At 68.0% G+C, this 21,396-nt stretch carries 19 protein-coding genes; 17 read left to right on the forward strand and 2 right to left on the reverse strand.

Translation table 11 applies throughout. The features are described 5' to 3' along the window. Positions 1-3: 3 nt before the first annotated feature. The 13 genes from nuoF (at position 4) to CIW48_RS04215 (ending at position 14,935) form a co-directional block, all read left to right on the forward strand. Positions 4-1,305, forward strand: a complete 1,302-nt coding sequence (gene nuoF / locus CIW48_RS04155) for an NADH-quinone oxidoreductase subunit NuoF (RefSeq protein ID WP_149309358.1) — start codon at positions 4-6, stop codon at positions 1,303-1,305. Positions 1,306-1,497: 192 nt separating this feature from the next. Then, positions 1,498-3,579 carry an NADH-quinone oxidoreductase subunit NuoG gene (gene nuoG, locus CIW48_RS04160; protein WP_149309360.1) on the forward strand — a complete coding sequence of 694 codons (2,082 nt, stop codon included), beginning with the start codon at positions 1,498-1,500 and terminating at the stop codon, positions 3,577-3,579. 13 nt (positions 3,580-3,592) lie between these two features. Further along, positions 3,593-4,615: an NADH-quinone oxidoreductase subunit NuoH gene (gene nuoH / locus CIW48_RS04165; protein WP_012319029.1), complete on the forward strand. Its 1,023-nt coding sequence runs from the start codon at positions 3,593-3,595 to the stop codon at positions 4,613-4,615. A 23-nt stretch (positions 4,616-4,638) separates the two neighbouring features. Continuing rightward, positions 4,639-5,127 carry an NADH-quinone oxidoreductase subunit NuoI gene (gene nuoI / locus CIW48_RS04170; RefSeq protein WP_091776990.1) on the forward strand — a complete coding sequence of 163 codons (489 nt, stop codon included), beginning with the start codon at positions 4,639-4,641 and terminating at the stop codon, positions 5,125-5,127. A gap of 222 nt (positions 5,128-5,349) precedes the next feature. Beyond that, positions 5,350-5,970, forward strand: a complete 621-nt coding sequence (locus CIW48_RS04175; protein ID WP_149309362.1) for an NADH-quinone oxidoreductase subunit J — start codon at positions 5,350-5,352, stop codon at positions 5,968-5,970. 22 nt (positions 5,971-5,992) lie between these two features. Beyond that, positions 5,993-6,298, forward strand: coding sequence for an NADH-quinone oxidoreductase subunit NuoK (gene nuoK / locus CIW48_RS04180; protein ID WP_010686008.1), 306 nt, complete (start codon positions 5,993-5,995; stop codon positions 6,296-6,298). 82 nt (positions 6,299-6,380) lie between these two features. After that, positions 6,381-8,504, forward strand: a complete 2,124-nt coding sequence (nuoL, locus tag CIW48_RS04185) for an NADH-quinone oxidoreductase subunit L (protein ID WP_149309365.1) — start codon at positions 6,381-6,383, stop codon at positions 8,502-8,504. Position 8,505: 1 nt separating this feature from the next. After that, a complete protein-coding gene (locus CIW48_RS04190; protein ID WP_091776993.1) occupies positions 8,506-10,026 on the forward strand; it encodes an NADH-quinone oxidoreductase subunit M in 1,521 nt (506 codons plus the stop codon). Positions 10,027-10,036: 10 nt separating this feature from the next. Continuing rightward, positions 10,037-11,482, forward strand: coding sequence for an NADH-quinone oxidoreductase subunit NuoN (nuoN, locus tag CIW48_RS04195; RefSeq protein WP_091776995.1), 1,446 nt, complete (start codon positions 10,037-10,039; stop codon positions 11,480-11,482). Between the two features lie 7 nt (positions 11,483-11,489). Beyond that, positions 11,490-12,293 (forward strand): biotin--[acetyl-CoA-carboxylase] ligase, encoded by an 804-nt coding sequence (locus CIW48_RS04200; RefSeq protein ID WP_091776997.1) that lies wholly within the window; start codon positions 11,490-11,492, stop codon positions 12,291-12,293. Between the two features lie 16 nt (positions 12,294-12,309). Further along, positions 12,310-13,983 carry a ribonuclease J gene (locus tag CIW48_RS04205; RefSeq protein WP_091776999.1) on the forward strand — a complete coding sequence of 558 codons (1,674 nt, stop codon included), beginning with the start codon at positions 12,310-12,312 and terminating at the stop codon, positions 13,981-13,983. Positions 13,984-14,199: 216 nt separating this feature from the next. After that, positions 14,200-14,604, forward strand: coding sequence for a methylmalonyl-CoA epimerase (gene mce / locus CIW48_RS04210; protein ID WP_091777001.1), 405 nt, complete (start codon positions 14,200-14,202; stop codon positions 14,602-14,604). A 4-nt stretch (positions 14,605-14,608) separates the two neighbouring features. Further along, positions 14,609-14,935 (forward strand): DUF1467 family protein, encoded by a 327-nt coding sequence (locus CIW48_RS04215; RefSeq protein WP_149309367.1) that lies wholly within the window; start codon positions 14,609-14,611, stop codon positions 14,933-14,935. Between the two features lie 6 nt (positions 14,936-14,941). Here CIW48_RS04215 and CIW48_RS04220 read toward each other — a convergent pair whose 3' ends face one another. Beyond that, positions 14,942-15,136, reverse strand: coding sequence for a hypothetical protein (locus CIW48_RS04220; protein WP_149309369.1), 195 nt, complete (start codon positions 15,134-15,136; stop codon positions 14,942-14,944). 610 nt (positions 15,137-15,746) lie between these two features. Between CIW48_RS04220 and proS the strand changes: the two genes are divergently transcribed. The 4 genes from proS (at position 15,747) to CIW48_RS04240 (ending at position 19,797) form a co-directional block, all read left to right on the forward strand. After that, a complete protein-coding gene (gene proS / locus CIW48_RS04225; RefSeq protein ID WP_149309371.1) occupies positions 15,747-17,072 on the forward strand; it encodes a proline--tRNA ligase in 1,326 nt (441 codons plus the stop codon). A gap of 9 nt (positions 17,073-17,081) precedes the next feature. Continuing rightward, positions 17,082-18,380 carry a lipoprotein-releasing ABC transporter permease subunit gene (locus CIW48_RS04230; protein WP_149309373.1) on the forward strand — a complete coding sequence of 433 codons (1,299 nt, stop codon included), beginning with the start codon at positions 17,082-17,084 and terminating at the stop codon, positions 18,378-18,380. A 13-nt stretch (positions 18,381-18,393) separates the two neighbouring features. Further along, the gene (locus CIW48_RS04235; RefSeq protein ID WP_091777011.1) at positions 18,394-19,107 is read left to right on the forward strand and encodes an ABC transporter ATP-binding protein; all 714 of its coding nucleotides are present in this window, start codon (positions 18,394-18,396) and stop codon (positions 19,105-19,107) included. Between the two features lie 429 nt (positions 19,108-19,536). Continuing rightward, positions 19,537-19,797, forward strand: a complete 261-nt coding sequence (locus CIW48_RS04240; protein ID WP_149309376.1) for a hypothetical protein — start codon at positions 19,537-19,539, stop codon at positions 19,795-19,797. Positions 19,798-19,980: 183 nt separating this feature from the next. Here the strand turns inward: CIW48_RS04240 and CIW48_RS04245 are convergent, their stop codons facing one another. Continuing rightward, positions 19,981-21,372: a nucleotide disphospho-sugar-binding domain-containing protein gene (locus CIW48_RS04245; protein ID WP_246695118.1), complete on the reverse strand. Its 1,392-nt coding sequence runs from the start codon at positions 21,370-21,372 to the stop codon at positions 19,981-19,983. Between the last annotated feature and the right edge of the window lie 24 nt (positions 21,373-21,396).

A 21,396-nucleotide genomic window follows, 5' to 3' on the forward strand; every position in this document is an offset into this window, starting at 1 on the left:
GACATGCTGTCGGATCAGGATCGCATCTTCACCAACCTCTACGGGCTGCAATCCCCGGGCCTGGACGCCGCCAAGAAGCGTGGCGCCTGGGACGGGACCAAGTTCCTGCTGGAGCAGGGCCGCGACTGGATCATCGAGGAGATGAAGGCGTCGGGCCTGCGCGGCCGCGGCGGTGCGGGCTTCCCGACCGGCCTCAAGTGGTCGTTCATGCCCAAGAAGTCCGACGGGCGCCCGCACTACCTCGTGGTCAACGCCGACGAGTCGGAGCCGGGCACCTGCAAGGACCGGGAGATCATGCGGCACGATCCGCATCTCCTGATCGAGGGCTGCATGCTGGCCTGCTTCGCGATGAACGCGCATGCCTGCTACGTCTACATCCGCGGCGAGTACGTCGCCGAGAAGCACGCGCTGCAGAAGGCCGTCGACGAGGCCTACGCGGCTCGCCTCGTCGGCCAGTCGAACGTCCACGACTACCCGTTCGACATCTACGTCCACCACGGCGCCGGCGCCTACATCTGCGGCGAGGAGACGGCCCTCATCGAGAGCCTTGAGGGCAAGAAGGGGATGCCGCGGCTCAAGCCGCCGTTCCCGGCCAATATGGGCCTCTACGGCTGCCCCACGACGGTGAACAACGTCGAGTCGATCGCGGTCGCCGGCACGATCCTGCGCCGGGGCGGCGCGTGGTTCGCGGGGCTCGGCGGCAAGAACAACACCGGCACCAAGCTGTTCTGCGTGTCGGGGCACGTCAACAAGCCGTGCAACGTCGAGGAGGAGATGGGCATCACCTTCCGCGAGCTCATCGACCGCCATTGCGGCGGCATGCGCGGCGGCTGGGACAACCTCCTGTGCTCGATCCCGGGCGGGTCGTCGGTGCCGCTGGTGCCGGCCGAGCAGATCGTCGACGCCAAGATGGACTTCGACACCCTGCGCAATCTGGGCTCCGGCCTCGGCACGGCTGCGGTGATCGTGCTCGACAAGTCCACCGACATCGTCGCGGCGATCACCCGGATCTCGTACTTCTACAAGCACGAGTCCTGCGGCCAGTGCACGCCCTGCCGCGAGGGCACCGGCTGGATGTGGCGGGTGATGCAGCGCATGACCGAGGGCCGCGCCCAGAAGCGCGAGATCGACATGCTGTTCGAGGTCACCAAGCAGATCGAGGGTCACACGATCTGCGCGCTCGGCGACGCCGCTGCGTGGCCGATCCAGGGCCTGATCCGGCACTTCCGCCCCGAGATCGAGAAGCGCATCGACCGCTATACCGCCAACCCGCACAGCGAGCCTGTGCCGATGGCCGCCGAGTAGGGGCACGATGCCGGTGTCCAACCCACAGCCTCATCCTGAGGTGCCCGCGTCAGCGGGCCTCGAAGGAGGCCTCCAGAGATCGCGAGGCGGGCTGGACACCTCCTTCGAGGCTCGGCTGCGCCTCGCACCTCGGGATGAGGGTGTGGGGGGGATCCGGCCTCGCGCGTTTGGGCCAGTTTACGAGACGATCCGATGACAAAAATCCTCGTCGACGGCACCGAGGTCGACGTCCCCGCCGATTACACGCTGCTCCAGGCCTGCGAGGCCGCGGGGGCCGAGATCCCGCGTTTCTGCTTCCACGAGCGCCTGTCGATCGCCGGCAATTGCCGCATGTGCCTCGTCGAGCTGAAGGGCGCGCCGAAGCCCGTGGCGTCCTGCGCCTACGCGGTGAAGGATTGTCGCCCCGGCCCGAACGGCGAGCCGCCGGAGGTGCTGACGCGCTCGCAGGGCACCAAGAAGGCCCGCGAGGGGGTGATGGAGTTCCTCCTCATCAACCACCCCCTCGACTGCCCGATCTGCGACCAGGGCGGTCATTGCGACCTGCAGGACCAGGCCATGGCCTACGGGGTCGATTCGACCCGCTACACGGAGAACAAGCGCGCCGTCGAGGAGAAGCATATCGGCCCGCTGGTGCGGACCGCGATGAACCGGTGCATCCACTGCACCCGCTGCGTGCGCTTCCTCGCCGAGGTGGCGGGCGTGCCGGACCTCGGCGCCATCGGGCGCGGCGAGGACATGGAGATCACCAGCTACCTCGAGCAGTCGATGGCCTCGGAGCTCCAGGGCAACGTCGCCGACCTCTGCCCGGTGGGCGCCCTCGTGCACCGGCCGCAGAGCTACAACGTCCGACCGTGGGAGCTGAACAAGACCGAGTCGGTCGACGTGATGGACGCGGTCGGCTCCTCGATCCGCATCGACACCCGCGGCCGCGAGGTCATGCAGATCGAGCCGCGGATCAGCGAGGAGATCAACGAGGAGTGGATCTCCGACAAGACCCGCTACCACATCGACGGGCTGCGGATGCAGCGCCTCGACCGGCCCTACCTGCGCGAGAACGGCCGGCTGCGACCCGCCTCCTGGGGTGAGGCGTTCCAGGCCATCGCCGCCAAGGTGAAGGGCGCGGATCCGAAGCGCGTCGGCGCGGTCGTCGGCGACCTCGCGGGCGTCGAGGAGATCTACGCGCTCCGCGAGCTGATGACGCGTCTCGGCTCCCCGAACCGCGATTGCCGCCAGACCGATGCCGGCCTCGACCCGGCGCTGGGCCGCGCGTCCTACATCTTCAACCCGACCATCTCGGGGATCGAGGCCGCGGACGCGATCCTGATCGTCGGTGCCAACCCGCGCACCGAGGCCTCGCTGCTGAACGTCCGCATCCGCAAGCGCTGGCGCATGGCGCCGCTGGCGGTGGGCGTGATCGGTGAGCCGGTCGACCTGACCTATCCGAGCCACTACATCGGCGCCGGCCCCGATTCGCTGGCGGCGCTCGCCCGCGGCGAGCACAGCTTCCTCGACGTGCTGAAGGAGGCGAAGGCGCCGCTCGTGATCGTCAGCGCCAACGCCGAGCCGGGCGTCCTGGCCGCGGCGGCGTCGCTCGCCAAGTCGATCGGCGCGGTCTCGGCCGAGTGGAACGGCTTCGGCGTGCTGCATACGGCGGCGGCCCGCGTCGGGGCGCTGGATCTCGGCTTCGTGCCGGGGGAGGGCGGCCTGACCTTCGGGCAGATGCTGGAGCCGGGCGCGCTCGACGTGCTGTTCAACCTCGGCGCCGACGAGCGCGATGTCGCCCCGGGCGCCTTCGTGGTCTACCAGGGCAGCCACGGCGACCGCGGCGCCTCCCGCGCCGACGTGATCCTGCCGGGCGCCGCCTACAGCGAGAAGCCGGCGACCTGGGTGAACACGGAAGGCCGGGTGCAGATGGGCAACCGCGCCGCCTTCCCGCCGGGCGACGCCCGCGAGGACTGGGCGATCCTGCGCGCCCTGTCGGACGTGCTGGGCCACCGCCTGCCGTTCGACTCATTTACGGCGCTGCGCCGGGCGCTCTACGCCGCCCACCCGCATTTCGCGGCGGTCGGCGCCGTGGAGCCCGGCAACGTGACCGAGGCGGTCGACCGGCTCGCCGGTCTCGGCGGCACCGCGACCGGACCGGCCTTCGCGTCGTCCGTGACCGACTTCTACCTCACCAACCCCATCGCCCGCGCCTCGCGCATCCTCGCGGAGTGCTCGCGCCTCGCCCGGGAGCGCGCCGCCGAGGCGCGGCCCCTGGCGGCGGCCGAGTAGGAGCTCAAGACCGATGACGCCGCTCGAAATCCTCGGGACCGTGCTCCTGATCGTGCTGAAGAGCTTCGTGCTCCTCTCCGCGCTCCTCGTGTTCATCGCCTACGCGCTTCTCGCCGACCGGAAGATCTGGGCGGCCGTGCAGCTCCGGCGCGGCCCGAACGTGGTCGGGCCGTTCGGCCTGTTCCAGTCCTTCGCCGACCTGATCAAGTTCGTGATCAAGGAGCCGGTGATCCCGGCGGGCGCCAACAAGGCGATCTACCTGCTGGCGCCGCTCGTCTTCGCGATGCTCGCCCTGTCGAGCTGGGCGGTGATCCCGCTCGCCGACGGCTGGGCGATCGCCGACATCAACGTCGGCATCACCTACATCTTCGCGATCTCGTCGCTCGGCGTGTACGGCGTCATCATGGGCGGCTGGGCGTCGAACTCGAAATACGCCTTCCTCGGCGCCCTGCGCTCGGCTGCGCAGATGATCTCCTACGAAGTGTCGCTGGGCTTCGTGATCATCTGCGTGCTGCTCTGCGCCGGCTCGCTCAACCTCTCGCGCATCGTGATGGCGCAGGACACCAGCCTCGGCATCTTCGGCTGGTACTGGCTGTGGCTGTTCCCGATGTTCGTCGTGTTCTTCGTCTCGGCGCTGGCTGAGACCAACCGCCCGCCCTTCGACCTGCCGGAGGCCGAATCGGAGCTCGTGGCCGGCTACATGGTCGAGTATTCCTCGACGCCGTACCTGCTGTTCATGCTCGGCGAGTACGTCGCCATCATGAGCATGTGCGCCCTCGGGACCATCCTGTTCATGGGCGGCTGGCTGTCCCCGATCCCGTTCGCGCCCTTCACCTGGGTGCCGGGCGTGATCTGGTTCACCCTGAAGGCCAGCTTCCTGTTCTTCCTGTTCGCGATGGTGAAGTCGATCGTGCCGCGCTACCGCTACGATCAGCTCATGCGCCTCGGCTGGAAGGTCTTTCTGCCCATTTCGCTCATCTCGGTGGTGGTCGTGGCCTTCGTCCTGAAGCTCACCGGCCTGGCCCCGGGCGCCTGACGCATGAAACCGGAGATCGCGGCATGAAGCTCGATCAGATTGCGAAGAGCCTTCTCCTGAAGGAGTTCGTTTCGGGGATGATCCTCGGCATGCGCTACTTCTTCAAGCCGAAGGCCACGATCAACTACCCCTTCGAGATGGGCCATCGCGGCCCGCGCTTCCGGGGCGAGCACGCGCTGCGCCGTTACCCCAACGGCGAGGAGCGCTGCATCGCCTGCAAGCTCTGCGAGGCGATCTGCCCGGCGCAAGCCATCACCATCGAGGCCGGTCCCCGGCGCAACGACGGCACCCGCCGCACGACGCGCTACGACATCGACATGGTGAAGTGCATCTATTGCGGCATGTGCCAGGAGGCCTGCCCGGTGGACGCCATCGTGGAAGGGCCGAATTTCGAATTTTCGGTCGAGACCCGGGAGGAGCTCCTCTACGACAAGCAGAAGCTCCTGCTGAACGGCGACCGCTGGGAGCGCGAGATCGCCCGCAACATCGCGATGGACGCGCCGTACCGCTGAGGCATCATCCCGAAAGGCGGTCGCCGGCTTTCGGGAGAAGATGATGCACGAACAAGCCTCTAGAGCATCGCACCGGTTCCGGTTTCCGATGCGATGCTCTAGAGCCATGCCGGGGGCGCTGTTGTGCCCCCGCCGACCGGGTTCTATAGACGGGCCGCCCGCTGCGGACCGTCTCCACGCACGGCAGAAGGGGCCGCTCCGGCGGCCGATCCCGACCAGCGCATGACCGCAGCAGCCGCCTTCTTCTATCTGTTCGCGAGCATCACGGTCGCGTCGGGCTTCATGGTGATCGCCGCGCGCAATCCCGTCGCCTCGGTGCTGTTCCTGATCCTCGCCTTCGTGAACGCCGCCGGCCTGTTCGTCCTGATGGGCGCCGAGTTCCTCGCGATGATCCTGGTGGTCGTCTATGTGGGCGCGGTCGCGGTGCTGTTCCTGTTCGTGGTGATGATGCTCGACGTCGACTTCGCCGAGCTGCGCCAGGGCTTCCAGCAGTATCTCCCGATTGGCGCCCTCATCGGCGCGATCTTCCTGGTCGAGATCCTGCTGGTCGTCGGCTCGTGGAGCATCGATCCGGGCCTCGTCCAGGCCCCGCTTGGCAACGTCGCGGCGGCCGAGAACCTCACCAACGCCCAGGCTCTGGGGCGGGTGATCTACACGGACTACGCGTACTTCTTCCAGCTCGCCGGCCTCATCCTGCTGGTGGCCATGATCGGCGCGATCGTGCTGACGCTGCGCGACCGGCCCGGCGTCAAGCGCCAGAACATCGCGGTCCAGAACGCCCGCACCCAGGCCATGGCGGTGGAGACCCGCAAGGTCCCGTCGCGCCAGGGTGTCGAGGTCTGATGTCCGCCGGAGGAATCGAACGATGATCGGCCTGAGCCACTACCTCACCGTCGCGGCGATTCTGTTCACGCTCGGCGTGCTCGGCATCTTCATCAACCGCAAGAACATCATCGTCATCCTGATGTCGGTCGAGCTGATCCTGCTCTCGGTCAACATCAACCTCGTCGCCTTCTCGACGCAGCTGAACGACATCACCGGACAGGTCTTCGCCCTGTTCGTGCTGACGGTCGCGGCGGCCGAATCGGCGATCGGCCTCGCCATCCTGGTGGTGTTCTTCCGCAACCGCGGCTCGATCGCGGTGGAGGACGTGAGCATGATGAAGGGCTAGGGCCTTCAACTTCGCGCGCCCCGAGTGACATCCGGACGCCGCCGCTTCGCGGCCGGCCCGGAGGACGGACTGCAAGAGAGCGATGTATCACGCGATCGTCTTCTTCCCGCTCATCGGCTTCCTGATTGCCGGCCTGTTCGGCCGGTACATCGGGGCGCGGGCCTGTGAGTACATCACCACGGCCTTCCTCGCCTTCACGGCGCTGATCGCCTGGGGCGTGTTCCTCGACGGCGGCCACGCCGAGCGGGTGCAGGTCGCCTCCTGGTTCTCGGCCGGAGACCTGCAGGTCGACTGGGCCTTCAAGGTCGACACCCTGACCCGGGTGATGCTCGTCGTCGTGACCACGGTCTCGACCCTCGTGCACCTCTACTCCGTGGGCTACATGGAGGAGGATCCGCACCGGCCGCGGTTCTTCGCCTACCTGTCGCTGTTCACCTTCGCCATGCTGATGCTGGTGACGGCCGACAACCTCGTGCAGATGTTCTTCGGCTGGGAGGGCGTGGGCCTCGCCTCCTATCTGCTGATCGGCTTCTGGTACGAGAAGCCCTCGGCCAACGCCGCCGCCATGAAGGCCTTCATCGTCAACCGCGTCGGCGATTTCGGCTTCTCGCTCGGCATCTTCCTGGTTTTCGTGCTGACCGGCTCGGTGGCGTTCGACGCGATCTTCGGCAAGGTCGACGCGATCAAGACGCTCTCGTTCCACTTCCTCGGCTATGACTGGAACGCCCTGACGTTGGCCTGCCTGCTGCTGTTCATGGGCGCCATGGGCAAGTCGGCGCAGTTCCTGCTGCACACGTGGTTGCCGGACGCCATGGAGGGCCCGACCCCGGTCTCGGCGCTGATCCACGCCGCCACCATGGTGACCGCCGGCGTGTTCATGGTCGCGCGCTTGTCGCCGCTGTTCGAGGAGGCGCCGAACGCGCTCGTCGTCGTGACGGTGATCGGCGGCATCACGGCGTTCTTCGCGGCCACGATCGGCCTCGTACAGAACGACATCAAACGCGTGATCGCGTACTCGACCTGCTCGCAGCTCGGCTACATGTTCGTGGCGCTCGGCGTCGGCGCCTATTCGGCCGGGGTGTTCCACCTGTTCACCCACGCCTTCTTCAAGGCGCTGCTGTTCCTCGGCGCCGGCTCGGTCATCCACGCGATGCACCACGAGCAGGACATGCGGAACATGGGCGGCCTGCGCCGCTACATCCCCTATACCAGCGCCATGATGGCGATCGGCTCCCTGGCGCTGATCGGCTTCCCCTACACGGCCGGCTACTACTCGAAGGACGCGATCATCGAGGCGGCCTACGCCTCGACGCGGCCGGGCCACACGCTCGCCTTCCTGTGCGTCGTGGTGGCGGCGTTCTTCACCTCGTTCTACTCCTGGCGCCTCTTCTTCATGACCTTCGAGGGTCCCGCCCGCTGGGGGGCCCATGGGTCACACGACCACGTGGCGCACGATCACCCTGCCGCCCCGGCGGTCGCGCATTCGGCCATGGCGCACGAGGCCGACGGCGCGCCGGGCCACACCGAGGGCGTCGCGCACGACGACAAGGGCCACGACATCGAGCCGGCCCACAAGAGCGACCTCGTGGCGGACGACCACCACGGCCACGGGCATCACAGCGACCACACGCCCCACGAGAGCCCGCTGGTGATGACGCTCCCGCTGGCAGTGCTCGCCTTCGGCGCGTTGTTCGCCGGGATCATCTTCCACGACCGGTTCATCGGCGAGGGGATGGACGCCTTCTGGGGCCACGCCCTGGCGCACGGGCCGAACAACCACATCATGCACGAGATCCACGAGGTTCCGGCGCTGGTTTCCTACTCGCCGCTGATCATGCTGATCCTCGGCTTCGTCCTCGCCTACTGGATGTATATCCGCCGGCCGGAGCTGCCGGGCGAACTCGCCGCGCAGCAGCCGTCGCTGTACAGGTTCCTGCTCAATAAGTGGTACTTCGACGAGATCTACGACCGGATCTTCGTCCGCCCGGCCAAGGATTTCGGCCTGTTCCTCTGGAAGCAGGGCGACGGCCGGATCATCGACGGCCTCGGGCCGAACGGGATCGCGGCCCGCGTCGTGGACGTGACCCGCGGTGTCGTCCGCCTCCAGACCGGCTACGTCTACCACTACGCCTTCGTCATGCTCATCGGCGTCGCCGGCCTGATCAGCTGGTACCTGATGTCCGGTCTGCCCAAGGGTGCTCACTGACATGCTCGGCCTCGGCATCCTCTCCGGCCTGCTGATCGTGCCGCTCTGCGGCGCGGCCTTCATCCTGACGCTGAACGGCGATGAGGAATCGGTCGCGCGCAACAGCCGCTGGGCCGCGCTTGCCACCACGATCGTAACCTTCCTCCTCTCCCTGGTGGCCTGGAGCCGCTACGACGCCGCCTCGTCGAGCTTCCAGCTGGTCGAGAGCCACGCGTGGCTCACCGAGACGATCCGGTTCAAGCTCGGCGTCGACGGCTTCTCGATGCCGCTGATCCTGCTGACCACATTCCTGATGCCGTTCTGCATCGGCGCCTCGTGGCACTCGATCCACTTCCGGGTGAAGGAGTACTTCGTCGCCTTCCTCGTCCTCGAGACGACGATGATCGGCGTGTTCGCCTCCCTCGACCTGCTGCTGTTCTACCTGTTCTTCGAGGCCGGCCTGATCCCGATGTTCCTGATCATCGGCATCTGGGGCGGCCAGCGCCGGATCTACGCGAGCTTCAAGTTCTTCCTCTATACCCTGCTCGGCTCGGTGCTGATGCTGCTCGCCGTGATGGCGATGTACTGGCAGGCCGGCACCACCGACATCCCGACCCTTCTGCAGACCCGCTTCCCGGCGCAGATGCAGACGTGGCTGTGGCTCGCCTTCTTCGCCTCTTTCGCGGTGAAGATGCCGATGTGGCCGGTCCATACCTGGCTGCCCGACGCCCACGTGGAGGCGCCGACTGCCGGGTCGGTGATCCTGGCAGGCATCCTCCTGAAGATGGGCGGCTACGGCTTCATCCGGATCTCGCTGCCGATGCTGCCGGTTGCGAGCCAGGAATTCGCGCCCCTCGTCTTCGCCCTCTCGGTGATCGCCATCATCTTCACATCGCTCACCGCGATGATGCAGACCGACATCAAGAAGCTGATCGCCTACTCGTCGGTCGCCCATATGGGCTTCGTGACGCTGGGCCTGTTCACCCTGAATGAGCAGGGCATCCAGGGCGCGCTGTTCCTGATGATTTCCCACGGCATCGTGTCGGGGGCGCTCTTCCTCTGCGTCGGCGTGGTCTACGACCGGATGCACACCCGCGAGATCGCCGCCTATGGCGGCCTCGTGAAGCGGATGCCGCTCTACGCAGTTGCGATGCTGATCTTCACCATGGCCAATGTCGGCCTGCCGGGCACGTCCGGCTTCGTCGGCGAATTCCTGGCGATGCTCGGCGCCTTCAAGGCGAACCCGAACGTCGCCTTCTTCTCGACCTTCGGTATCATCCTGTCGGCGGCCTACGCCCTGTGGCTCTACGCGCGGGTGATTTACGGCAAGCTGGAGAAACCGAACCTCCAGGGCATCCTCGACCTCGATCTCCGGGAGAAGATCATCCTGGCGCCGCTGGTGGCCCTGACGATCTATTACGGCGTGCACCCGTCCCCCGTGCTCGACGTGTTCGCGCCCTCGACCGACGCGCTGATGACCAGCATGAAGGCCGCCCTGTCCAACACCCAGACCGCGGCCGCCGCGCTGCCGGTCGCGCGCTGAGACGGAAGACATGCCCACCGTCCACTCCGTCCTGCCCTCGCTGGCACCGCTCCTGCCCGAGCTGATCCTCGGGATCGGCGTCATGGTCCTGATCCTCTACGGTGCGTGGCGCGGTGACCGCTCCACCGAGACCGTGAGCATCGGCGCGCTGATCCTGCTCCTCGTCGCCCTCTCGGTGGTGATCTCCCAGCCGGTCCACGGACGGGTCACGACCCTGTCCGGCGCGTTCGTGTCGGATTCCTTCTCGAAGGTGATGAAGTCGCTGGTGCTGCTCGGCTCCTCGGCGACGATCCTGCTGGCGCACGACTTCTTCAAGCGCGAGCGGATCGACCGGTTCGAGTTCCCGGTGCTGATCCTGCTCTGCACCATCGGCATGATGGTGATGGTCTCGGCCAACGACCTGATCGCGCTCTATCTCGGGCTGGAGCTGCAGTCGCTCGCCGCCTACGTGATCGCGGCGTTCCACCGGGACGACGTGAAGTCCACCGAGGCTGGCCTGAAATACTTCGTCCTCGGCGCTCTCTCGTCGGGCATGCTGCTCTACGGCGCCTCGCTCGTCTACGGCTTCACCGGCACGGTCTCATTCCCCGGGATCGTCTCGGCGCTGAACGAGAATGCGGGCCTCGGCATCGTGCTCGGCATCGTGTTCCTGGCCGCGGGCGTGTGCTTCAAGATGTCGGCCGTGCCGTTCCACATGTGGACGCCCGACGTTTACGAGGGCTCGCCGACCCCGGTGACGGCCTTCTTCGCCACCGCGCCCAAGATGGCCGCCGTGGCGATGACCGTGCGGGTGTTCATCGGCGCGATGCCGGACGTGACGGCGATCTGGCAGCAGATCTTCATCTTCGTCGCGGTCGTGTCGATGGCGCTGGGCTCGTTCGCGGCCATCGGCCAGAGCTCGATCAAGCGCCTCATGGCCTACTCGTCGATCGCCAATATCGGCTACGCGCTGATCGGCCTGGCCTGCGGCTCGGAGGAGGGGATCAGCGGGCTCGTCACCTACATGATCATCTACCTCGCCATGACGCTCGGCACCTTCGCGATCATCCTGTCGCTCCGGCGCCGGGACGTGATGTTCGAGTCGATCGAGGACCTTTCGGGCCTGTCGCGCACACATCCCTGGCTGGCCTTCTGCCTCGCCGCGATGATGTTCTCGCTGGCCGGCATCCCGCCGCTCGCCGGGTTCTTCGCGAAGTTCTACGTCTTCGCCGCGGCCATCAAGGCGGGCCTCGTGACGCTGGCGGTGATCGGCGTGGTGACCAGCGTGGTCGGCGCCTACTACTACCTGCGGCTGGTCAAGATCATGTACTTCGACGAGCCGAAGGAGCCCTACGAGGCGATGGCTCCGGGTCTGCGCGTGGTCCTGGCCCTGTCGAGCGTGGTCGTGGTGCTGTTCTTTCTGCTGCCCGGGCCGCTGGTCGGCGCCGCCGGTCGGGCCGCGCGGTCGCTGTTCTAGGACGACCTTGAGCTACCGACTCGGACCGGGCGCGCGCGCCCAGGGTCATCGCCTGCACGTCCACGACACCCTCGGCTCCACCAACACGGAGGCCATGGCGCGGGCGCACGCGGGCGAGACCGGTCCCCTTTGGGTGGTCACCCACCGCCAGGAAGCGGGCCGTGGCCGGCGCGGCAACAGCTGGACCTCGCTGCCGGGCAACCTCGCGGCGAGCGTACTCTGGCCGGTGGCCGGCGTCCCACCCGAACACCTCGCCGAGTTGGGCTTCGTGGCGGGCCTGGCGCTGATCGAGGCGCTGGAGGCGGCCTGCGGCACCCTGCCGGATACCGTTTCCGGCCTCGCCGCCCGATCTCTGAAGCTCAAATGGCCGAACGACGTGCTGCGCGACGGGGCCAAGCTCGCCGGCCTGCTCCTTGAGGCCGAGACGCTGCCGGGCGGCCGCCGGGCCGTCGTGGTGGGCTTCGGCGTGAACGTCGCGGCGGCTCCGGAGGGACTTGGCGCGACGAGCTTGGCCGCGACGGGTTACGCGGCCGGCGCCGAGGCGCTACTGGAACATCTCTCGGACCGAATGGCCGCGCGTGCGCGCGCCTGGGACCGGGGACGGAATTTCGCTGCCCTGCGCGCCGACTGGCTCGCGCGGGCCGCCGGTCTCGGATCGGAGATCGCGGTGCACAGCGGCGGACATAGCCTCAAAGGCGTGTTCGAGACGATCGACGAGGGGGGGCGGCTCGTGATCCTCGCCCCCGATGGGAACCGGCATACCGTGACGGCGGGCGAGGTGCATTTCGGATCGGCCGCGACGGCGGCCTGAAGTTGGACGACGACAGATGGTTAAGGGACAGGAGGAGCTGGTCTTCCTGCCGCTCGGCGGCGTGGGCGAGATCGGGATGAATGCGGCACTCTACGGCTTCGGGCCGGAGAAGGGCCGCAAGTGGATCATGGTCGATTGCGGGATGGGCTTCGCAAGCGAAGAGAAGATGCCGGGCGTCGATCTGATGTTTCCGGACCTCTCCTTCATCGAGGAGCGACGCAAGGACCTGTTGGGAATCTTCATCACCCACGCGCACGAGGACCATATCGGGGCGATCTCCGAGCTGTGGCCGCGGCTCAAGGTGCCGGTCTACGCGACTCGCTTCGCCAAGAACCTGTTGGAGACGCGCCGCCTCTCCGAGCCGGGCGCCCCGAAGGTCGAATTGCGCGAGGTGAAGCCCGGCCGGCGGGTGACCGTCGGACCGTTCGAACTCGAATACGTACCGGTCTCGCACTCCATTCCGGAGTCGAACGCCATCGCGATCCGCACCGCGGCGGGCCTCGTGCTCCACACCGGAGACTGGAAGATCGACCCGACGCCGGTCGCCGGCTCGGTCACTTCGCCGGAGGCGTTTACGGCCTTGGGTGACGAGGGGATCCTCGCCATCGTCTGCGACTCGACCAACGTGGTGCGCGAGGGCTTCTCGCCTAGCGAAAAGACCGTGGCCGAGACCCTCAAGACGCTGATCGCGGACGCACCGCACCGGGTCGCGGTGACTACCTTCGCGTCGAACGTCGCCCGCATCCGCGCGGTCGCCGAGGCCGCGGCCGCCTGCGGGCGCGAGGTCATCGCGGTCGGCCGCGCCATGGATCGGGTGATCGATGTCGCCCGCGAATGCGGCTACCTTGACGGGCTACCCGAGTTCCGCCGCGCGGATTCGTGGAAGTCGCTGCCGCGCGAGCGGGTCGTGGCCCTGCTCACCGGCTCGCAGGGCGAGCCGCGGGCGGCGCTCGCCCGGGTCTCCCGCCGCGACCACCCCGATATCAGCCTCGCCCCGGGCGACCAGGTGATCTTCTCCTCGCGCGCCATCCCCGGCAACGAGCGCGATGTCGGGTCGATCATCAACGATCTGATCGAGCAGGGCGTCGAAGTGATCACCGACCGCACCGAACTCGTCCACGTCTCCGGCCACCCGCGCCGGGACGAGATGGTCGAGATGTACCGGTGGACCCGCCCCGGCACGGCGATCCCGGTCCACGGCGAGGCGCTGCATCTCGACGAGCATGCCCGCTTCGCCAGGGCGCAGGGTGTCCAGAACGTCGTAAAGGCCCGCAACGGCAGCCTCATCCGCCTCAGCCCCGGTACGCCGGCGGTGATCGACAACGTGAAGGCCGGCCGCCTGTTCAAGGACGGCGACGTCCTGATCGACGAGAAGGACCGGGCGATTCCGGAGCGGCGCAAGCTCATGCAGGCCGGTCTCGTCTCGGTGGCCATCGCGATCGACGAGGACGGCGCCGTGCTGGGCGAGCCGGCGGTGGACATCATCGGCCTGCCGAACCGCGGCCGGTCAGGCGATCCGCTGATCGAGACCGTGGTCGACGCGGTCTCCCGGACCCTGTCGGGTATGTCGCGGGGCAAGCTCAAGGACTCGGAGAGCGTCGAGAAGACGGTCGACCGGGCCGTGCGCACCGCTGTCAACGAGGTCTGGGGCAAGAAGCCCGCCTGCCACGTGCAGGTCGTGGAAGTTTAAGGTACGAAGCCAGACGACGTATCACGGCAGGTCCAGCACCCGTCTCCCCCTCCTGAGAGGCCCGCGCGAGCGGGCCTCGAAGGCGCTCTTGGGCCGGCAGCGCAATCCCCGGACGGCTCTCGCGAGGCCTCCGCTGCGCGCCGGCACCTCCGGATGCGCGCGGGGAACGGGGACGGCGCAGCCTGCCGATCGGTGCGCGCAAGGGGAGGAACCACCATGATCGGTCGTCTCAACCACGTGGCCATCGCCGTGCAGGATCTCGACGCCGCCTGCGCGGTCTATCGCGACACGCTCGGCGCCACGATCACGCCGCCGCTGCCGCAGCCCGAGCACGGTGTCACGGTCGTGTTCGTCGAGTTGCCGAACAGCAAGATCGAGCTGATGGCGCCGCTGGGCGAGGGCTCGCCGATCGAGGCCTTCGTGGCGCGCAACCCGGGCGGCGGCATCCACCATGTCTGCTACGAGGTCGACGACATCCTGGCGGCCCGCGACAAGCTCAAGGCGCAGGGCGCGCGGGTGCTCGGCACGGGCGAGCCGCGGATCGGCGCTCATGGCAAGCCTGTCCTGTTCCTGCACCCGAAGGACTTCCTGGGCACCCTGGTCGAGTTGGAACAGGTGTGAGGGGATGATGAACGCGCTGGCCCGCTCGACGCCGGTGACGCTGGCCGTCATCACGATGCTGGTCGCCGCCTTCGTGGCGGTAGGGGTCGGCCTGTTCAAGCTCACGGTGGGCGGTGCGATCGCCCTGTACTTCGTCGTCTGGTGGACGTTGCTCTTCGCGGTCCTCCCCTTGCGCAACCAGCCGGAAACGCGGCCCAGCCACGTGGTACCCGGACAGGACCCGGGTGCGCCGGCGGCGCCGCGGTTGCGCGAGAAAGCCATCTGGACGACGCTGGTAGCGGGCGCCGCCTTCCTCATCGCCCTTGCCGTGTTCCCGCTCACCGGCCTGTAGCCCGGCTCACAGCAGAGATCCCGAAGGCGTCACCGTCAGCGACTTTCCGGCCCGGGCGACCAGGTGGGAGAAGGCGAGGGCGGCCGCCGAAGCCTGCGCGGCCGACGGGAAGGTCTGCTCGGCCACGGCGATCGTCTCGCCGGTGTCGTTCAGCAGGATCCAGGACCACCTTCTGCCGTCCTGGCGGATCTCGAAATGCATGGCGGGCTCGCGCGATACGCTCTGCGACCGACCATGCGCCCGCAAAGAGCCCGGCGGGTTAGTGACTTGGCCCTGAAACGTCGAGAAGTGGACGAAGCGGCGGATTCTCCGCGCTTTCACGGCTCTCCACAGCACGCGGCATCATCCAGCCGTGCGGGCCGCGTCTAAGGGACGCCACGATTCCGGCGGAGAGGGCAACACCACGATGGACGGAAATAAAAAAAGCAAGGCCCAAGGCCTTGCTTTTCAAGCTTCAATGGCTCGACCTTTGAATATTCCACGCATTGACTGCGGGGCGGTCGCTTTTCCTCCCGAGACTCGGACCTTGCGCCACCTCTTCCGGGCGTCGCAAACATCGCCGGACGCTTATAGGAACAACATTTCGTGTTGTCACCGGGTCTACGAGAAAAATCTGCGCTTTCTTGCCGGCAAATGGGCAGACGGCTTTCTTCCTAGGCACTGATCCCGCCAAGCCCGCCCGGTCGCCTCGGGTTCGCCGCGATTACGCCGCGCCGTGGTCGCGCAGTGCTTGTAATTTGCGTCTCCGGCGTGTTGTGTGCCGGCGCGCCGCGGCTCCTCCCGGCCGACCCACTTCCAAGACCCTGAAGACATGCGTCTCTCCCGCTATTTCATGCCGACCTTGCGCGAGACGCCCAAGGAAGCCGAGATCGTCTCGCACCGGCTGATGCTGCGTGCCGGCCTGGTCCGCCAGGAATCGGCCGGCATCTACGCGTGGCTGCCGCTCGGCCTGCGGGTGCTGGAGCGCGTCTGCGCGGTGATCCGCCGGGAGCAGGACCGCTCCGGCGCCATCGAGATCCTGATGCCGACGGTGCAATCGGCGGAGCTGTGGCGGGAATCCGGCCGCTACGACGCCTACGGCAAGGAGATGCTGCGCCTGAAGGACCGGCACGACCGCGAGATGCTGTACGGCCCCACCGCCGAGGAGATGGTCACCGAGATCTTCCGGGCGAGCGTGCGCTCCTACAAGGATCTTCCGAAGAACCTCTACCAGATCTCGTGGAAGTTCCGCGACGAGGTGCGGCCGCGCTTCGGCACAATGCGCTCGCGCGAGTTCCTGATGAAGGACGCCTACTCGTTCGACTTCGACCAGGCCGGGGCGCGCCACGCCTATAACCGGATGTTCGTGGCGTATCTGCGCACCTTCGCGGGGCTGGGCCTCAAGGCGATCCCGATGCGCGCCGATACCGGCCCGATCGGCGGCGACCTGTCCCACGAGTTCATCATCCTGGCCAAGACGGGTGAGAGCGAGGTCTTCTGCGACAAGGCCTATCTCGATTTCGACATCCCACCCGAGACCGTCGATTTCGACGATGTCGCCGGCCTCCAGGGCATCGTCGACGCCTGGACCTCGCACTACGCGGCCACCGAGGAGATGCACGAGCCGGAGGCCTTCGCGGAGGTGCCGGAGGAGAGCCGCCTCGCGGCCCGCGGCATCGAGGTCGGGCACATCTTCTACTTCGGCACCAAGTATTCCGAGCCGATGGGCGCCAAGGTTGCCGGTCCGGACGGGATCGAGCGGCCGGTCCATATGGGCTCCTACGGCATCGGCCCGAGCCGGCTGGTGGCGGCGATCATCGAGGCCAGTCACGACGAGGCCGGCATCATCTGGCCGGATTCGGTGGCGCCGTTCGACGTGGCGCTGATCAACCTCAAGGTCGGGGATTCCGTCACCGACGCCGCCTGCGCGCAGATCCAGTCGGATCTCGAGACCGCCGGACTGTCGGTGCTCTACGACGACCGCGACGAGCGCCCCGGCGCTAAATTCGCCACCGCAGACCTGATCGGCCTTCCCTGGCAGGTGATCGTCGGGCCGAAGGGACTGGCGGAGGGCAAGGTCGAGCTGAAGCGGCGCGCCGGGGGTGAGCGCGAGAGCCTCGCTACCGTCGATCTGCTGGCACGCATCCGGCGCGTCTGAGGCGTGCCGATGGCGGCATCAGCGGCGCTGGACCGGGTCAGGACCTTCGCGGCAACATTCCGCCAGGGCACCCCGCCCTTCGCGTCATTCGAGTGGATCCTCGCCGGCCGCTACCTGCGCGCACGCCGACGGGGCGGCGGCGTGTCGGTGGTGGCGTTCTTCTCGGTTCTGGGCATCGCCCTCGGTGTCGCAACACTGATCATCGTCCTGTCGGTGATGAATGGCTTCCGGGCGGAGTTGCTGTCGAAGATCGTGGGCATCAACGGCCACCTGTTCGCGACGCCGATCGACCGGCCGTTCAACGACTGGACAGACCTCTCGGAGCGCCTGTCGAAGGTGGCGGGCGTGCGTGCGGCGGTGCCGCTGGTGGAGGGTCAGGCCTTCGCCTCGTCACAATATGGCGGCTCGGGCGTCATCATCCGCGGCGTGCGCGCCGCCGACCTCGACGCGCTGGCGGCGGTGTCTTCGTCGATCCGCGGCGGCACCCTGGAAGGTTTCGACGACGGCACCGGCGTGCTGATCGGCCGGCGGCTGGCCGACACCCTCGGCCTGCAGGCCGGGGACACGATCACGTTGGTGACGCCCAAGGGCTCGTCGACGCCCTTCGGGACCGCGCCGCGGACCAAGAGCTATACGGTCAAGGCGGTGTTCGAGGTCGGGATGACCGAGTTCGACCAGACCTTCGTGTTCATGCCGCTGACCGAGGCGCAGGCCTTCTTCAACAAGGACGGCGACGTCAGCATGATCGAGATCTACGTCGACGATCCCGATCATGTCGGCGAGATGCGCGAGCCCCTGGAAATGGCGGCCGAGCGCCCGATCCTGCTCACCGACTGGCGCCAGCGCAACCGGACCTTCTTCGGGGCGCTGGAGGTCGAGCGGAACGTGATGTTCCTGATCCTCAGCCTGATCGTGGTGGTGGCGACGCTCAACATCGTCTCCGGACTGATCCTGCTGGTGCGCGACAAGTCGAGCGATATCGCGATCCTGCGCACCATGGGGGCGACGCCCGGCACGATCATGCGGGTGTTCCTGATCAACGGTGCGCTGATCGGCGTCGTCGGAACGCTCAGCGGACTGGGGCTCGGCATCCTGATCACGCTCAATATCAAGCCGATCCAGCACGTGCTGTTTCCAGGCGCCTGGGACCCGACCGTTCGGTTCCTCGCCGAGATCCCGGCCCAGATGAACCCGAAGGAGATCACCGCCGTGGTGGTCACCTCTCTGCTGCTGTCGCTCGCGGCGACGCTGTATCCCTCCTGGCGCGCCGCCCGGCTCGATCCGGTGCAGGCCCTCCGCTACGGCTGACGGGCCGCATCCGATGAGCGAGTCGAGCCAGACAACCGGCGACCAGCCGGTCCCGGCCCTGTTCTTTTCCCGCGTCGAGCGGCGCTATCCCCAGGCCGAGGGCGCCCTGGAGATCCTGCGCGGGGCCGACCTTGCGATCTGGCCGGGGGAGCTGGTCGCGCTGGTGGCGCCGTCGGGCGCCGGCAAGTCGACCCTGCTGCATCTCGCCGGGCTTCTGGAGCGACCGGACGGGGGCGAGATCTATATCGGCGGCCACCCCACCGCGGCGATGGCCGATGCCGAGCGCACCCGCCTGCGGCGCGAGGAGATGGGCTTCGTCTACCAGTTCCACCATCTTCTGCCGGAATTCTCGGCCCTGGAGAACGTGGTGATGCCGCAACTCATCCGCGGCCTGAAGCGTCCGGAGGCGAAGGCCCGCGCCACGGAACTCCTGAGCTTCCTCGGCCTCAAGGAGCGGCTCCCGCATCGGCCGGCCGAGCTGTCGGGGGGCGAGCAGCAGCGCGTCGCCATCGCCCGGGCGGTGGCCAACGGCCCGCGCCTCTTGCTGGCCGACGAGCCCACCGGCAATCTCGACCCGGGGACGGCGGGCCACGTCTTCTCGGTGCTGATGTCGCTGGTCCGCGCCTCGGGCCTCGCCGCTCTGGTCGCGACCCACAACCTCGAGCTGGCCGCCCGCATGGATCGGCGCGTGACCATCCGCGACGGGCTGATTACGCAGCTCGACTGAGGCCGACGACACATCTGCACGGACCGTCCTGTCTTCCAGCAGATCGGTGCTCGCGTCGCCGTGAGCGTCGACGTGGGCTCGGTCCGATACAGGGTCCGCATGATGGCTTCGGCACCGTCCTTGCGGGCAGAGCTTCCCAGCGACGCCACGCGCAGGCCGCGCGCCGCCCGGTTGCCGGGCTTCGTGCGCCCGGACATCTCGGACGTCTGCCCCAGCGCGCCGGCGGTTTACCGGACCCACGCTCCTCATTCGCGATGTTCTCGGAACCCGCTCCCTGTGCTCAGCCCCCACCAATGCACGCGATTTTTAATCCACCGCGCCGCGTGCGGCGAGTCACGTCGCGAAAGACACGGGCGCTCTATGTTGATTACGCAAGACAAAACAGAGCCGAACAACCGGCCTGTACTGCGCAGTCTCTGGAGCCTCGCCATGAAGATCCGTATCGCCACTGCCGTCACCGCTCTTGTCCTTGGCGCCGCTCCGATCTCGTCCGCTCTGGCGGCGAACGGCGCTCGCTGGACAGGCTTCGCCCCCTACGAGGTCGAGACCACCGGATCTCTGGGTCTCGGGGTTCACGACAACCCCATCTACACGGGCTGCCCGATGAGTTCGGCCGCTGAAGGCAATGCGGATCAGCAGACGCGGCCTGTGAAGCAATACGGCCAGACCACCGGCGGCTACCGCTGCTGATCCGACGCGGGACGGATGAAGCTCAAGGCTCTCTCCTACGTCATGATCGGCGCCTTCGTGAGCGGCCTGCTCATGACCCTCGTCGGCTCGGCCACGACTTTGTTGGGCCAGTGACCAGTTGGCGCCGCCCCTCGTCGGACGGCGCCGCTCGGGCTTTCGCGTCCGGGCCCTGTACGGCACCCGTCAGGGCGCGCCGGGCGATCCGGTCCCGCCCGCTTCGGTCGCACGGCGCATGGGAGCGCTGGACGTCAGCGCCTCGACATAGTCGCAGGCGTCGATGATGGCGTCGGGGCTCGCCGCTATCTTGGCCCGGGCCGCCGCGCAGGCCTCGGCCACGGCGGGATCGGCGAGCAGCCGGCCCAGGACCCGGGCCGCCCGCGCGGGACGGAAGGCGCGACGGCTCAGGGTGGCGCCCAGATCGCGGTCCCTCAGCCGCTGCCCCTCGTCGAAATGGTCGAATGCGACGGGGACCACGAGTTGCGGGATGCCCGCGGCCAGCGCCTGCGCCACCGTGCCGACGCCGCCGTGATGGACCAGGGCCGCGCTGCGCGGCAGCAGAGCGCTCAGGGGTGCGTAGGGCAGGTGGATGATGTTGGCCGGCAGCGGCTTCGGAATCTGGCCGCCCTGAGGGGCGAGCAGGACGCCACGCCGCCCCATGCGCCGGCACAGCCGCACCGCGGTGTCGAAGAAGCCGCCCCCGTGGCGCATGGCCGAGCCATAGGTGAACACGATCGGCGGGTCGCCGGCATCGAGGAACGCGTCCAGCTCGGGCGGCGTAGCCGCCACGTCGCCGAAGCGGTCGACCAGCGGGAAGCCGAGCTGCAAAGCCTGACCCGGCCAATCGGCCTGCGGCGCCGCATACCAGTCGGGAAACATCAGGAGCATGCCGGTCGGGCTGTTCCACCAGTGCCGCAGCCGGTAGACCGGATCGAGGCCGAGGCGCGCGCGCAGCGCGTTGAGCGGGGGCAGCGTGAACGGACCGACCGCGGCCTTGTCGACGCCGAGATTCACGTAGGCCCGCAGGGATGCCGGCAGGAAGCGCGGCAGCGGCAGGCCCGGCAGGCGGGGCGGATCGTAGCGGCTCTCGATCAGGAACGGCATCACGTGCAGCGTCGCGGTCGGCAGATCGTAGAGATCCTGCGCGAGCCGCGCTCCCCAACCCAGCGGCGAGGCCACTACGCGCAGGTCGACGCCCCGCGCCCGGGTCGCCCCGAGCCACAGACAGGCCGGCTCGGCGACCTGCAGGGCGTAATCGAACATCGGCCGGAAGCCCTGCTTCGGGTGCCAGAGATCCGGCTGGCGGATCACCGCCTCGTAATCCGCCACCGTACCGAGGGGCTGGAAGGCGAGGCCGGCCCGGCGGGCCATCGCCTCGAACGGGGCCGGAGCCGCCAGGGAGACGCCGTGACCACGCTTCAGCAACTCGTGTCCCAGCGCGATGAACGGCAACACGTCGCCGTGTGTGCCGACGGCCACGAGGGCGACGTCGAACCGTTCGGCCGTCCAGTGCGTGGAAATGGCTGGCTCCTTCGAACCCCCCAGCGGGTGACGAGCTCGTCCTGCGGGCGGGGGCATGCCAGCCCGCCGGATCCGCATCAA

This window comes from Methylobacterium sp. P1-11 (assembly GCF_008329595.1).
Taxonomy (GTDB): Bacteria; Pseudomonadota; Alphaproteobacteria; order Rhizobiales; family Beijerinckiaceae; genus Methylobacterium.

Excerpts from the sequence above, each read along its gene's own strand:
- nuoF (WP_149309358.1), top strand. The coding sequence starts at position 4 with ATGCTGTCGGATCAGGATCGCATCTTCACCAACCTCTACGGGCTGCAA.
- nuoG (WP_149309360.1), top strand. The coding sequence starts at position 1,498 with ATGACAAAAATCCTCGTCGACGGCACCGAGGTCGACGTCCCCGCCGAT.
- nuoH (WP_012319029.1), top strand. The coding sequence starts at position 3,593 with ATGACGCCGCTCGAAATCCTCGGGACCGTGCTCCTGATCGTGCTGAAG.
- nuoI (WP_091776990.1), top strand. The coding sequence starts at position 4,639 with ATGAAGCTCGATCAGATTGCGAAGAGCCTTCTCCTGAAGGAGTTCGTT.
- CIW48_RS04175 (WP_149309362.1), top strand. The coding sequence starts at position 5,350 with ATGACCGCAGCAGCCGCCTTCTTCTATCTGTTCGCGAGCATCACGGTC.
- nuoK (WP_010686008.1), top strand. The coding sequence starts at position 5,993 with ATGATCGGCCTGAGCCACTACCTCACCGTCGCGGCGATTCTGTTCACG.
- nuoL (WP_149309365.1), top strand. The coding sequence starts at position 6,381 with ATGTATCACGCGATCGTCTTCTTCCCGCTCATCGGCTTCCTGATTGCC.
- CIW48_RS04190 (WP_091776993.1), top strand. The coding sequence starts at position 8,506 with ATGCTCGGCCTCGGCATCCTCTCCGGCCTGCTGATCGTGCCGCTCTGC.
- nuoN (WP_091776995.1), top strand. The coding sequence starts at position 10,037 with ATGCCCACCGTCCACTCCGTCCTGCCCTCGCTGGCACCGCTCCTGCCC.
- CIW48_RS04205 (WP_091776999.1), top strand. The coding sequence starts at position 12,310 with ATGGTTAAGGGACAGGAGGAGCTGGTCTTCCTGCCGCTCGGCGGCGTG.
- mce (WP_091777001.1), top strand. The coding sequence starts at position 14,200 with ATGATCGGTCGTCTCAACCACGTGGCCATCGCCGTGCAGGATCTCGAC.
- CIW48_RS04215 (WP_149309367.1), top strand. The coding sequence starts at position 14,609 with ATGATGAACGCGCTGGCCCGCTCGACGCCGGTGACGCTGGCCGTCATC.
- CIW48_RS04220 (WP_149309369.1), bottom strand. The coding sequence starts at position 15,136 with ATGCATTTCGAGATCCGCCAGGACGGCAGAAGGTGGTCCTGGATCCTG.
- proS (WP_149309371.1), top strand. The coding sequence starts at position 15,747 with ATGCGTCTCTCCCGCTATTTCATGCCGACCTTGCGCGAGACGCCCAAG.
- CIW48_RS04230 (WP_149309373.1), top strand. The coding sequence starts at position 17,082 with ATGGCGGCATCAGCGGCGCTGGACCGGGTCAGGACCTTCGCGGCAACA.
- CIW48_RS04235 (WP_091777011.1), top strand. The coding sequence starts at position 18,394 with ATGAGCGAGTCGAGCCAGACAACCGGCGACCAGCCGGTCCCGGCCCTG.
- CIW48_RS04240 (WP_149309376.1), top strand. The coding sequence starts at position 19,537 with ATGAAGATCCGTATCGCCACTGCCGTCACCGCTCTTGTCCTTGGCGCC.
- CIW48_RS04245 (WP_246695118.1), bottom strand. The coding sequence starts at position 21,372 with ATGCCCCCGCCCGCAGGACGAGCTCGTCACCCGCTGGGGGGTTCGAAG.